This is a genomic window from Streptomyces sp. NPDC047117 (assembly GCF_040643545.1).
GTDB lineage: Bacteria > Actinomycetota > Actinomycetes > Streptomycetales > Streptomycetaceae > Streptomyces.
In genome coordinates this window covers 359,003-371,193 of the sequence record NZ_JBEYUN010000002.1, presented here as the reverse complement: position 1 = coordinate 371,193, position 12,191 = coordinate 359,003, and the positions used below count along the sequence as shown (strand labels likewise).

The 12,191-nt window shown below is 71.6% G+C and carries 11 protein-coding genes; 7 read left to right on the top strand and 4 right to left on the bottom strand.

Features of this window, described 5'->3' with window-relative positions:
- The first annotated feature begins 1 nt into the window (after position 1).
- The gene (rplI, locus tag ABZ840_RS04770; protein ID WP_361553287.1) at positions 2 to 448 is read left to right on the top strand and encodes a 50S ribosomal protein L9; all 447 of its coding nucleotides are present in this window, start codon (positions 2 to 4) and stop codon (positions 446 to 448) included.
- A gap of 148 nt (positions 449 to 596) precedes the next feature.
- Here rplI and ABZ840_RS04765 read toward each other — a convergent pair whose 3' ends face one another.
- Positions 597 to 1,934, bottom strand: coding sequence for an MATE family efflux transporter (locus ABZ840_RS04765; RefSeq protein WP_361553284.1), 1,338 nt, complete (start codon positions 1,932 to 1,934; stop codon positions 597 to 599).
- Positions 1,935 to 2,410: 476 nt separating this feature from the next.
- Between ABZ840_RS04765 and dnaB the strand changes: the two genes are divergently transcribed.
- The 4 genes from dnaB to ABZ840_RS04745 all read left to right on the top strand — a co-directional run bounded on the left by dnaB (position 2,411) and on the right by ABZ840_RS04745 (position 8,298).
- Positions 2,411 to 3,865, top strand: coding sequence for a replicative DNA helicase (gene dnaB / locus ABZ840_RS04760; RefSeq protein ID WP_361553916.1), 1,455 nt, complete (start codon positions 2,411 to 2,413; stop codon positions 3,863 to 3,865).
- 147 nt (positions 3,866 to 4,012) lie between these two features.
- Positions 4,013 to 5,446, top strand: coding sequence for a serine hydrolase domain-containing protein (locus ABZ840_RS04755; protein ID WP_361553281.1), 1,434 nt, complete (start codon positions 4,013 to 4,015; stop codon positions 5,444 to 5,446).
- A 157-nt stretch (positions 5,447 to 5,603) separates the two neighbouring features.
- Positions 5,604 to 6,755: an aminotransferase class V-fold PLP-dependent enzyme gene (locus ABZ840_RS04750; protein WP_361553278.1), complete on the top strand. Its 1,152-nt coding sequence runs from the start codon at positions 5,604 to 5,606 to the stop codon at positions 6,753 to 6,755.
- Between the two features lie 640 nt (positions 6,756 to 7,395).
- On the top strand, positions 7,396 to 8,298 hold the full coding sequence (locus tag ABZ840_RS04745) for a helix-turn-helix domain-containing protein (protein ID WP_361553275.1): 903 nt from the start codon (positions 7,396 to 7,398) through the stop codon (positions 8,296 to 8,298).
- 43 nt (positions 8,299 to 8,341) lie between these two features.
- Here the strand turns inward: ABZ840_RS04745 and ABZ840_RS04740 are convergent, their stop codons facing one another.
- The gene (locus ABZ840_RS04740) at positions 8,342 to 8,794 is read right to left on the bottom strand and encodes a GNAT family N-acetyltransferase (protein WP_361553272.1); all 453 of its coding nucleotides are present in this window, start codon (positions 8,792 to 8,794) and stop codon (positions 8,342 to 8,344) included.
- Between the two features lie 167 nt (positions 8,795 to 8,961).
- Positions 8,962 to 9,441 (bottom strand): MarR family transcriptional regulator, encoded by a 480-nt coding sequence (locus tag ABZ840_RS04735; protein WP_361553269.1) that lies wholly within the window; start codon positions 9,439 to 9,441, stop codon positions 8,962 to 8,964.
- Positions 9,442 to 9,573: 132 nt separating this feature from the next.
- On the opposite strand from ABZ840_RS04735, the gene ABZ840_RS04730 reads away from it, so the two are divergent.
- Together ABZ840_RS04730 and ABZ840_RS04725 are read left to right on the top strand one after the other, a co-directional pair.
- A complete protein-coding gene (locus ABZ840_RS04730; protein ID WP_361553267.1) occupies positions 9,574 to 10,932 on the top strand; it encodes an MFS transporter in 1,359 nt (452 codons plus the stop codon).
- 148 nt (positions 10,933 to 11,080) lie between these two features.
- Entirely contained in the window at positions 11,081 to 11,518 is a 438-nt protein-coding gene (locus tag ABZ840_RS04725; protein WP_361553264.1) for a heme-binding protein, read from the top strand.
- A gap of 51 nt (positions 11,519 to 11,569) precedes the next feature.
- Here the strand turns inward: ABZ840_RS04725 and ABZ840_RS04720 are convergent, their stop codons facing one another.
- Positions 11,570 to 12,181 carry a DUF2269 domain-containing protein gene (locus tag ABZ840_RS04720; protein WP_361553261.1) on the bottom strand — a complete coding sequence of 204 codons (612 nt, stop codon included), beginning with the start codon at positions 12,179 to 12,181 and terminating at the stop codon, positions 11,570 to 11,572.
- Between the last annotated feature and the right edge of the window lie 10 nt (positions 12,182 to 12,191).

The window sequence follows — 12,191 nt, the reverse complement described above, 5'->3', positions numbered from 1 at the left end:
CATGAAGATCATCCTCACCCACGAGGTCTCCGGCCTCGGCACCGCCGGCGACGTCGTTGACGTCCGTGACGGTTACGCCCGTAACTACCTGGTCCCGCGCGGTTTCGCGATCCGCTGGACCAAGGGTGGCGAGAAGGACGTCGAGCAGATCCGCCGCGGTCGCAAGATCCGCGAGATCGCGTCGGTCGAGCAGGCCAACGAGATCAAGGGCCAGCTCGAGGGCGTCAAGGTGAAGCTGGCCGTCCGCGCCGGCGACGCCGGCCGCCTGTTCGGCTCCGTCACCCAGGCCGACATCGCCTCGGCGATCAAGGCCGCCGGTGGCCCGGACGTGGACAAGCGTCGCGTCGAGGTCGGTTCGCCGATCAAGACCCTGGGCGCGCACCAGGTCTCCGTGCGTCTGCACTCCGAGGTTGTCGCCAACCTCGGCGTCGAGGTCGTCGCTGCCTGAGGCAGTCCGATCGCACGGCCTGATCACCGGCCGCGGGCAGCAGCCCGCTGACGCGGCACGGTGAGCGAGTCACACAGCAGGGGCCGCATCCTTCCGGGATGCGGCCCCTGCTGCTGTCCGGCGGGCCGGTGGGCCCTGCGGCCCGTACTCAGCGGGCGGCGCCCGTCACGATCCAGCGGCCGGAGCGGGTACGGATCCACAGGGTCAGCATGCGGACCAGCATCATCAGCGCCATCGACCACCACAGGGCCGTCAGCCCGCCGCCGAATGCCGGCACGGCCAGGGCCACCGGTGCGAAGACCGCCAGCGTGACCAGCATCGCCCCGGCCAGGTACGGCCCGTCCCCCGCACCCATCAGCACGCCGTCGAGGACGAAGACGATGCCGGAGAAGGGCTGGCTCACCGCCACCACCAGCAGGGCCGGCAGCAGGACGTCCTTCACGGCCGGGTCGGCGGTGAACAGCGGGATGAACAGCGGCCGGGCCAGCGCGACCAGGACGCCCAGCACCACTCCCGCGGCGATCCCCCACTCGACCATGCGGCGGCAGGCGGCCTTGGCTCCGTCCACGTCTCCCGCGCCGAGATAGCGCCCGATGATGGCCTGGCCCGCGATGGCGATCGCGTCCAGCGCGAAGGCCAGCAGCGACCACAGGGTCAGGATGATCTGGTGGGCGGCCACATCGGCGTCGCCGAGCCGTGCGGCCACCGCCGTCGCGATCATCAGGACGGCACGCAGCGAGAGGGTGCGCACGAGCAGCGGCACGCCGGCCTGAGCGGAGGCGCGGATGCCGGCGGCGTCGGGGCGCAGCGAGGCGCCGTGGCGGCGGGCGCCGCGTACGACCACGGTGAGGTAGACGGCCGCCATGCCGCACTGGGCGATCACGGTGCCCCAGGCGGAGCCGGCGATCCCCAGGCCGGCGCCGTAGACGAGGCCGATGTTGAGGACGGCGTTGACCGTGAAGCCGCCGATGGCGACGTAGAGCGGGGTTCTGGTGTCCTGCAGACCGCGGAGCACGCCGGTGGCGGCGAGCACGACGAGCATCGCCGGGATGCCGAGGGCGCTGATGCGCAGGTAGGTGGTGGCGTACGGGGCCGCGGTGGCGGAGGCGCCGAACGCGTCGACCAGCCAGGGGGCGGTGGGCAGTACGACGACGATCACCGCGGCGCCGAGGAGGAGGGCGAGCCAGATGCCGTCCATGCCCTGGCGGATCGCCGCGGAGAGATCTCCGGCGCCGACGCGGCGGGCGACGGCCGCCGTGGTGGCGTACGCGAGGAAGACGAAGACGGAGACGGCCGTCGTGAGGAGGGCTGCGGCGACGCCGAGCCCGGCCAGTTGCGGGGTGCCGAGGTGGCCGATGACGGCGCTGTCGACCATGACGAAGAGCGGTTCCGCGACGAGCGCGCCGAACGCGGGAAGGGCGAGTGCGATGATCTCGCGGTCGTGCCTGCGGCCGGTGCGCCGGGGCTTCGCGGGAGCCTGTGTCATGCACCCAATCTAATCTTCCACAGGTAAGAGACACAACTGCATAGTGCTCCTTACTTTCCGCAGTGCGGAGTACGTGTCTCCACACCGATCGTGGCGATCTTGAACGGGTTGCCGAAGTTTTTCTCCCCCACAGGCTATGGATGAGAAAACCGCAGGTCAGGACCGGTGGAAAGGGGTGATTGTGTGTTTGTCCACACTGATTTCCCCCGCGCCGTGCACAGGATCCGGGGGGTTCTCCACAGGTTGGGGGCGATCATCCACATGGCCTGTGGATAACCAGATTGGCGGACGGTGCCCACAGGCCTACCGTTATGCGGCGCCCCTTCCCCGTGCCGGTCCCTGGATTCATCCGAACTCGTCGCGCCGTAAGCGGAGTCGGGTGACTCGTTTGTCAGAGCAGTGCCGTAAGAAAGAAGGGCACAGCAAGGTCCGCACCGCGGACGGGAAGAGGTGGCGTGGTGAGCATGCCCGAGGCCATGGAGGACCCCTGGGCCGACTCCGGCCCCGGCGACCGGCTGCCCGCTCCCTCCCGCCGGAACGACGGCAAGGGACGCGGCCGCGAGGACCGGTTCGACCGCGAGGACGGCGGCGCGTGGTCCGGCGGTGGCTTCGAGCGGGTCCCGCCGCAGGACCTGGACGCCGAGCAGTCCGTACTGGGCGGCATGCTGCTCTCCAAGGACGCCATCGCCGACGTGGTGGAGGTCCTCAAGGGCCACGACTTCTACCGCCCCGCGCACGAACTGGTCTACCAGGCCGTCCTGGATCTGTACGCCAAGGGCGAGCCTGCCGACCCGATCACCGTCGCCGCCGAGCTGACCAAGCGCGGCGAGATCAGCCGGGTGGGCGGCGCGTCGTACCTGCACACCCTTGTGCAGTCCGTGCCGACCGCGGCCAACGCGGAGTACTACGCCGAGATCGTTCACGAGCGGGCGGTGCTGCGCCGGCTGGTCGAGGCCGGTACGAAGATCACGCAGATGGGATACGCCGCCGACGGCGACGTCGACGAGATCGTCAACAGCGCGCAGGCGGAGATCTACGCCGTCACCGAGCAGCGCACCAGTGAGGACTACCTCCCGCTCGGCGACATCATGGAGGGCGCGCTCGACGAGATCGAGGCGATCGGCTCCCGCCAGGGTCAGATGACCGGCGTCCCCACCGGCTTCTCCGACCTGGACTCCCTGACGAACGGCCTGCACCCCGGCCAGATGATCGTCGTCGCGGCCCGTCCGGCGATGGGTAAGTCCACGCTCGCACTGGACTTCGCCCGGGCATGTTCGATCAAGCACAACATGCCAAGTGTGATCTTCTCGCTCGAAATGGGCCGCAACGAGATCGCGATGCGTCTGCTGTCCGCCGAGGCGCGGGTGGCGCTGCACCACATGCGCTCCGGCGCGATGACGGACGAGGACTGGACCCGGCTGGCCCGCCGTATGCCCGACGTCTCGGCCGCGCCGCTCTTCATCGATGACTCGCCGAACCTCTCGATGATGGAGATCCGGGCGAAGTGCCGTCGCCTCAAGCAGCGGCAGGACCTCAAGCTCGTGGTCATCGACTATCTGCAGCTGATGCAGTCCGGTGGCTCCAAGCGCGTCGAGAGCCGCCAGCAGGAGGTCTCGGACATGTCCCGTAACCTCAAGCTGCTGGCCAAGGAGCTGGAGCTGCCGGTCATCGCGCTCTCGCAGCTGAACCGTGGTCCCGAGCAGCGTACGGACAAGAAGCCGCAGGTCTCCGACCTCCGAGAGTCCGGATCGATCGAGCAGGACGCCGACATGGTCATCCTGCTGCACCGCGAGGACGCCTACGAGAAGGAGTCCCCCAGAGCCGGCGAGGCGGACATCATCGTCGGCAAGCACCGTAACGGCCCCACCGCCACCATCACCGTCGCCTTCCAGGGCCACTACTCCCGCTTCGTGGACATGGCGCAGACGTAATGCGGTAGCGAGCGGGGCGAGGTGCGCCCCCATGTCCCTGCCGTCGGTGCGTCGATGCGTCGGCGGCTCACGTCGTTCATGGCCCCGGGCTCGCCGAATGTCTGTGCTGGGCAGGGGCGTTGCGTGGTGCTCTGCGAGCATGGGGGCATGACGGAGTGGGGTGGCGTGGTGGTGTCCTCGGACGCGGAGCGCGAGGGCGCGGAGCTGTTGGCGGGCACCCGGCGGGAGCTGTGGCGGCGGCTGGCCGTGGGGCAGTCCGAGGGGCGTGCCCCGTCGATGGCCGGTGCCGTCGTACGGGACGGGCGGCCGGTCTGGCTGGGGCTGCGGGGGACGGTCGACGGCGCGGTGCCGCACGGCGATGTGCAGTACCGCATCGGCTCGATCACCAAGACGTTCGTGGCGGTGCTGGTCATGCGGCTGCGCGATGAGGGGCTGCTCGACCTGGCGGACCCGGTCGGCAAGCACCTCAAGGACACTCCGGTGCCGGACGCGACGGTCGCGCAGCTGCTCGCGCACAGTGCGGGCCTGGCGGCCGAGGCGCGCGGGCCGTGGTGGGAGCGCACACCGGGCAGGCTGCGGCCGGGCCCTGGTGACCTCTTCGGCGAGCGGCCGCGCCGCCACCCCGCGGGGCGGCGGCACCACTACTCCAACCCCGGGTACGCGCTGCTGGGCGCGCTCGTCGAGGGGCTGCGCGACGGTACGCACTGGGGCGAGGCGCTGCGGCGTGAGGTGCTGGAGCCGCTGGGGATGACGCGTACGACGCTCGACCCGGTGGCGCCGCACGCGACGGGCTGGGCGGTGCACCCGTGGGCGGACGTGCTGCTTCCCGAACCGGCCGAGGACACCGGCCTGATGGCCCCGGCAGGCCAGCTGTGGTCCACGGCGGCGGATCTGTGCCGGTGGGCGGCGTTCCTGTCCCGCGGCGACGAACGGGTGCTGAGCGCGACGAGCGTCGCCGAGATGCGGACGCCCGCGGTGCCGGCGGAGGGCGACTGGACCACGGGCTACGGCCTGGGCCTGCAGCTGCTGCGGACGGACGACGGCCGGGTGCTGGCCGGGCACACCGGCTCCATGCCGGGCTTTCTGGCGTCCCTGTGGATCGGCGCGGATCCCCATAAGGACGAAGGTCTGGCGGGTCTCGCGCTGGCCAACTGCACGTCCGGCCCGGCGGTGAGCGGCATCGCCGCCGACCTCGTACGGATCGTGGCCGAGCGGGAGCCGCGGATCCCCGCGCCGTGGCGGCCGCTCGCAGGCCCCCTCGACGAGGAGCTGCTGGCGCTGACCGGCCCCTGGTACTGGGGCGCCAACCCGTTCGTCCTGCGGCTGCGTGCGGACCGGGAGCTGGAGCTGGGCCCGGTGTCGGGCGGCGGCCGCAGCTCGCGGTTCAGGCCGTCGGAGGACGGCACCTGGACGGGGCTGGACGGCTACTACGCGGGGGAGACCTTGCGCGCCGTGCGGGCCGGGGACGGCTCGGTGAGCCACCTGGACCTGGGTACGTTCGTGTTCACCCGCGCCCCGTACGAGCCGGCGATGCCGGTGCCGGGCGGCGTCGACCAGGGCGGCTGGCGCACGGAGGGCTGAGACGCCGGTCGAGGCGTCAACGGGAGGCCGGTAGCGGGGTGCCCGTGGGCAGCGGGTGCCGGAGGCCGCGTGGCGGGGCGGACGTACAGTCGAGCCAGATATCAGGAGTGCCCGGGAGCCGCCGTCGTGCGGGGCCCGCTACCGCTGGAAGGCCACTGTGACTGCCGTGAACGATGCGACCGCGACCGCGAACTCCGACTCCCCGGCGCTGCTCGACCTGCCGCCGCTCACCGCGGCGCACTTCGCGCGGATCGAGGACAAGGTCGCCGCGCTGATGGGGACCGAAGCGGACGTCGTGACGATGCAGGGCGAGGCGCTGCTGCCGCTGGAGGCATGCATCCGCTCGGCCGTCAGGCCCGGCAGCACCGCGCTGAACATCATCACCGGACCGTACGGCGAGACCTTCGGCGGCTGGCTGCGTTCCTGCGGCGCCGACGTCGTGACGATCAGTGCGCCGTTCACCGGTGCGGTCTCGCCGCAGCAGGTGGCGGACGCGCTGCGGGAGAACCCCGCCATCGACTTCGTGAGCCTGGTGCACGCCGAGGCCGCGACCGGCAACACCAACCCCGTGGCCGAGATCGGCGCCGTGGTGCGGGAGCACGGGGCGCTGCTGATGCTGGACGCGGTCGCGTCGGTGGGCGCCGAGCCGCTGCGGACCGACGAGTGGGGCGTGGACCTGTGCGTGATCGGCGGGCAGAAGGCGCTGGCGGGCCCGGCCGGGGTCTCGGTTGCTTCGGTGAGCGCCCGCGCCTGGGAGCGGATCGCAGCCAATGAGCAGGCTCCGCGCCGCTCCTACCTCTCGCTGCAGGACTGGAAGGACCGCTGGATCGACGGCGGCCGTAAGGCTCTGCCGCACGCTCCGGCGCAGCTGGAGATGCTGGCCCTGGAGCAGGCCGTGGACCGGGTGGCGGCCGAGGGGCTGGAGGCTGTCATTAACCGTCACCGTGCGGCGGCAGCCGCGACGCGTGCGGGCGTACGGGCCCTGGGCGGTCTGACGCCGTACGTGCTCCGCGACGAGGACGCGGCGCCGGCGGCGACGACGCTGCGGGCGCCGGAGGGGCTGGACGCCCGCGAGATCGTGGCTGCTGCGCTGGCCGCCGACGGTGGGGTGCCGCTGCAGGCCGCGGCCGGCGCGCTGGCCACGGAGATGATCCGCCTGAACCACTACGGCCGCGCCGCGGACCGTGGAGTGGTGCTGGCCGCGCTGTCCGCACTGGCCGAGGGGCTGCGCACGCTGGACGCCGAGCCGGACGCGGACGCCGCCGTGAAGGCTGCGGGAGCCGCGTGGGACGCGGTGATCGGGGGCTGAACCCTTCGCGTAGGGCGCCCGGGAGGGGACGGCCGGCCTGCAGGCCGCAGTACCGGCCCTGGCTAGGCCAGTCGGGTGACTTTTGGGCCTGTAGGCCGCGATGAGAGCTGAGTGGGGCCGTGTTTCACGTGAAACACGGCCCCACAGTCATGTGTGGACGACGCGGTCACGTTGGCGGGGGGCTGACGGGTGTCCGCCGGGGGGCTGCACGTCCCGGGCAGTCAGGTCCGCGGAGGGCCCGGCGGGTCCTCGTCAGGCGAGCCTCGGGAGCCCGAGGCGGCCGTTCGGCATCCATTCATCTGAAAACGGAACGCTGAACCCTCAACTCCCTTCATTTAACGATCACTTGAGCGGGTAGTTGAGCCGCCAGGGACACCCGGACGAGGGCAGGTGGCACCCCCTTTTTCTTGAGCCGGCTCGCTCGCTCCTCTCGGGGGCAGCCCAGCGGCTGTCCGATAAACGGAATCAGCAGCCCGGTTTGGCGATCGCTGTGATCGCTCTTCTGGCGCTCCTGCGGCGGCGCGTCGGGCCCCGGGTCCACCGGTCACGCATTTGGCGGTGCTTAGAATCGGAACGTCCGGCCCGTTTATCGACACGGTTTCCGAGACAGTGATGCAGCCGTTTCTGAGGAGGCCGGGGAATGCCGGAGAAAGAGGCCTCGGCATTGCGTGCCGACGCGCGGCGCAATCGGGCTCTGGTGTTGCAGGCGGCCCGAACTGCGTTTGAGGAACGCGGGTTGAGCGTTCCGCTTGGAGAGATCGCTCGGCGCGCGGGGGTGGGGGCCGGCACCGTTTACCGTCATTTCCCTTCGAAAGACGAGCTGTTCAAGGCGACGGTCGCGGACCGGCTGCGGCTGTTCACCGACACCGCACGGGACTTGGCCGATGTGCCGGACCCGGGCGAGGTGTTTTTCCGCTTCATTTCCTCGGTGGTCAGGCTGGCCGCGCAGAACAAGGCGATGAGCGCCGCACTGGAAGGCGCGGAAGTGATCCGTGCGCGCCCGGTGGAGCCGGGGCTGGAGCAGGAATTCTGGGCGGCATTGGAAGTGCTGCTGCACAGGGCGCAGCGGGACGGTGCGGTGCGCCAGGATGTGGTTCTGGCCGATCTCCGGGTGCTGTTGACCGGCTGCATGGTCATGGAAGTACGCCGGTCGGGTGAAGGCCGCACAGCGACGGGGGAAACCGAGGCCGGGGCGGAATATCCCCTGGGTGCGGAGCCCGAGGACGGTGCTGTGGGGCGTATGACGGCGCTGATGTGCGACGCGCTGCGCGCTGGGCGAGACGTAACGAAACTACCGTTCGAAGCGGCTGATAGTAACGAAACTCTGTGCGAAGAATGCGGCGTACCTGTACCTTCGGCGCATACCGGCCGGCCCGCCCGCTACTGCGGTGGGGCCTGCCGGCAGAAGGCGCACCGGGCCCGCTCCAGGGTCCGTTCGGGTGACATTGCCGATTCTCCCGGCCCTGTCGATGACGGTACGGACGTCGAGGGTGGCATGGACGCCGAGGGCGTGGGGGTCGGCGACGTTGCGGAGGCCCCTTAGGGGGCACGACCGCTCGCCACAACTGTCACACCAGACACTCAGGTCACAGCTGGCGTTTGAAGCCCAGGTGGGAGGCCTCGAAGCCGATGCGCTCGTAGAAGCGGTGCGCGTCGACGCGGGTCGCGTCGGAGGTCAGCTGGATCAACTGCACGCCGAGCGCGCGGGATTCCTCCACGGCCCAGTCCATGAGCCGGGTGCCCAGGCCGCTCCCCCGCTCGTCGGAGTGGATGCGCACGCCCTCGACGATCGAGCGGGTCGCGCCGCGCCGGGACAGGCCGGGGATGAGGGTGAGCTGGAGGGTGCCCACGACGCGGCCGTCGTGTTCGGCGACCACCAGGTGCTGGTTCGGGTCGTCGGCCAGGCGCTTGTACGCCGTACGGTACGGAGCCGGGTCGTCGGGCGACTCACGGGTGGCGCCCAGCGGGTCGTCGGCCAGCAGCGCCACGATGGCGGGGATGTCCGCCTCGGTCGCCCGGCGGATCTTGAAATCGCTCATGCGCGCGACGATATGCCGTGTGCGGCCCGTGTCCCAGGGGTCCGGCGCGTAGCGCGCACCACTCTTGATCAGGCAGCGGCCCGGGCCGACCCCGGCCGAGCGGTACGCGCCACGGCGGGCCGGGCGTCGGCCGGTACCGCCCGTACGGCCGTGCCTCCCACCGCGGATCAGGCCTCGGCCGGTACCGCTCCCGTGGCCATGCCCTCCACCGCGGCCACCAGCGGGGCCAGCTCCGGCCGGCGGGCGGCTTCCTGCAGCGCCTCGGCCAGCGCGGCGTCGTGCGTCGGGCGGGCCTGCTCCAGCAGCCGGTGGCCCTGCTCCGTGACATTGGTGTAGATGCCGCGACGGTCGTCGGGGCACAGGTAGCGCGACAGCAGCCCGCGCTCCTCGAGCCGGGTGACCAGGCGCGTGGTCGCGCTCTGGCTGAGGACGACGGCGTCGGCGACCTGGTGCATGCGCAGATGGCCGCCCACTCCGTCGTGCTGCTCGCTCAGCACGTTCAGCACGGAGTACTCGCGCACGCTCAGGTCGTGCCCGTCCTGCAGGGCGCGCTCGATGTGCGACTCGATCCGGCCGTGCAGGGCGGAGAGCGCGCACCACCCCTGGGCGAGGCCGGGCGCGCGGACCGTCTGCTGGCACTGCGTCATGAGAACCCTCCTTTGGGTCGTACATCTCAGGGTAGGTCACCCGCGAAATAGCCAGCGCTTGCAAGTAACCCGCGTCTGCAATTATTGTGGACGCATCCAACCTCCCTCTGCAACGTTTTGAAGGGCCCAGTCATGCCTCTCGCACTACTGGCGCTGGCAATCGGCGCCTTCGGAATCGGCACCACCGAGTTCGTGATCATGGGATTGCTGCCGGAGGTCGCCGCCGACTTCGGCGTCTCCATCCCCACCGCAGGCTTCCTGACCACCGGCTATGCGCTCGGTGTCGTGGTCGGCGCCCCGCTCCTGGCCATCCTCGGCGCCCGCGTCTCGCGCAAGCGGATGCTTATGCTGCTGATGGGGCTGTTCGTCGCGGGCAACCTCGTCTCGGCCGTCGCGCCCGTCTTCGGCGTGATGCTCGCCGGCCGGGTGATCGCCTCGCTCGCGCACGGCGCGTTCTTCGGCATCGGCTCGATCGTGGCCGCGGGCCTGGTCGCGCCGCACAAGAAGGCCGGCGCGATCGCGATGATGTTCACCGGCCTGACCGTCGCCAACGTCGTCGGCGTCCCGGCCGGCACCTTCATCGGCCAGAGCATCGGCTGGCGCGCGACGTTCTTCATCGTGGCCGCGCTCGGCGTCCTCGGGCTGCTGGGCATCGCCGCCCTGGTACCGGCCGACCGGCGCGAACCCGCCCGCGAGGCGGGCTCCGGCACGAACCTCCGGCGCGAGCTGGCCGCCTTCCGCAACCCGCAGGTCCTGCTGGCCATGGCCATGACCGTGCTGGGCTTCGGCGGTGTGTTCGCCGCGATCACCTACATCGCGCCGATGATGACCGAGGCCGCCGGGTACGCCGACTCCTCCGTGACCTGGCTGCTCGTCCTCTTCGGCGTCGGGATGGTGATCGGCAACCTGATCGGCGGGAAGTTCGCCGACCGCGCGCTGATGCCGATGCTGTACGTGGCGCTCACGGCGCTGGCCGTCGTGCTGGGCACCTTCACGTTCACCGCGTACGACAAGGTCGCCGCGGCGGTCGCCATCCCGCTGATCGGCGCATTCGGGTTCGCGACCGTGCCGCCGCTGCAGAAGCGGGTGCTGGACCAGACCGCTGACGCGCCCACGCTGGCCTCCGCCGTCAACATCGGCGCCTTCAACCTCGGCAACGCGATCGCCGCCTGGCTCGGCGGGATGGTCATCTCGGCCGGCTTCGGCGTCACCGCCCCGAACTGGGTCGGCGCGCTGCTCGCGGCGTCCGCGCTGGTCCTGGCCTTCTGGTCGGCCGCGCTGGAGCGCCGGGACCGGGGCGCCGGCGGGTCGCGCGGCCGGGCGGCCGACGCCGGAACCGACCGGATCGTCGCGACCGCGACCGCGGCCTCGGCGAAGCGCTCGGCGGGGGAGCACGCGGCGACGCAGCGGGCGGCCGAGCAGGCCCCCGCGCAGGACGCCCTGGCAGGCGGCCTGGCGCAGGGCAGCCCGGCGGAGACCACGCGGACGTAACGGCGCGGCGGCACGGAGTCGCGGGACCCGCCTCTGAGCAGCCTCTGAGCACTACGAGGCCCCGCAAAACACCCTTCAGCACCACTCAGCCCCACACCGCACAACCTCACACCCCACACCGCAACCCCCACCAAGGGAGCACCACCCCATGAGCACCCCCGAGACCGTCACCGCCGTTCGCCCGCTGACCACCGGTGACGCCGACGCCCTCGTCGAGGCCGCGCGGCGGGCCGCCGACGGCGAAGGCGTACGCGGCAGCGTCACCGTCCTGGACGCGGGCGGCCATCTGCTCGCCTTCCGGCGGGACGACGACGCCGTCCTGATCTCCGGCGAGACCAGCACCCGCAAGGCGTACACCGCGCTGCAGCTGGACGCGCCGACCGCGGACCTGGTCGACCTGGTCCGCCCCGACGGCCTCTTCCACTCGCTGCCGACCGCGCTCGACCGGCCGCTGCTGTTCATCGCGGGCGGCGTACCGCTGCACCGCGACGGCCGGCTGATCGGTGCGATCGGCTTCGGCGGCGGCGCGCCCGAGCAGGACCACCGGATCGCGACCGCCGCCCGTGGGGCCGCCGGCCTGGAGTGATCACTCCCCTGCGGTGATCACTCGCTTGTGACGATCACTCCCTTGCGGTGATCACTGCTTTGCGGTGATCACCGCACGGCCGCCCGGCCCGCCCTCCGGCCGCCGCCCGCGCTCTTCGCGCAGGCGGCGGCCGCGTGCTGTCGGCCCCCAGGGCTTCAGCACCGAGACGGCGGTCAGGAAGACGTACAGCGTGAGCGCGACGGCCGGCGCCGCGACGAGGTCGACCTCCGGCGGCACCGGGCGGCCCGCCGTCACCGCGGCTGCCGCGCCGTTGACCTGCGTACGCAGCGCGAACACGGTCGCGGCGACCGCGCCCAGGGTCAGCCAGAACTTGGTGACCACCCACCGGTGCCGGGCCAGCCCCCACGGCGTACCGAGCGACAGGACGAGGCCGGTCACGAGGGTGAGCAGCGCGAGCGGGACGATCAGCCAGTCGACGAAGATCTTCATCGAGCGGTAGGCGGCCCCGGCGAGGTCCACGGCAGCGCCGGACGTCCCCGTGCCGCCGGACGTACCCGCACCGCCGCCGGACGCACCGTCCCCCACGGCCGCCGCCGCGATGCCGAGCGCCAGGAGGCCGAGCGTGAGCCCGAGCCAGGCGACGGAGACGACGACGTGGACGACGAGGGTGGCCCGCCGTGCGGGCCGGCTGAGCTGCTGCATGCCCCCACCG

Coding starts and splice junctions, on each gene's coding strand:
- rplI (WP_361553287.1), top strand. CDS start 2: ATGAAGATCATCCTCACCCACGAGGTCTCCGGCCTCGGCACCGCCGGC.
- ABZ840_RS04765 (WP_361553284.1), bottom strand. CDS start 1,934: ATGACACAGGCTCCCGCGAAGCCCCGGCGCACCGGCCGCAGGCACGAC.
- dnaB (WP_361553916.1), top strand. CDS start 2,411: ATGGAGGACCCCTGGGCCGACTCCGGCCCCGGCGACCGGCTGCCCGCT.
- ABZ840_RS04755 (WP_361553281.1), top strand. CDS start 4,013: ATGACGGAGTGGGGTGGCGTGGTGGTGTCCTCGGACGCGGAGCGCGAG.
- ABZ840_RS04745 (WP_361553275.1), top strand. CDS start 7,396: ATGCCGGAGAAAGAGGCCTCGGCATTGCGTGCCGACGCGCGGCGCAAT.
- ABZ840_RS04740 (WP_361553272.1), bottom strand. CDS start 8,794: ATGAGCGATTTCAAGATCCGCCGGGCGACCGAGGCGGACATCCCCGCC.
- ABZ840_RS04735 (WP_361553269.1), bottom strand. CDS start 9,441: ATGACGCAGTGCCAGCAGACGGTCCGCGCGCCCGGCCTCGCCCAGGGG.
- ABZ840_RS04730 (WP_361553267.1), top strand. CDS start 9,574: ATGCCTCTCGCACTACTGGCGCTGGCAATCGGCGCCTTCGGAATCGGC.
- ABZ840_RS04725 (WP_361553264.1), top strand. CDS start 11,081: ATGAGCACCCCCGAGACCGTCACCGCCGTTCGCCCGCTGACCACCGGT.
- ABZ840_RS04720 (WP_361553261.1), bottom strand. CDS start 12,181: ATGCAGCAGCTCAGCCGGCCCGCACGGCGGGCCACCCTCGTCGTCCAC.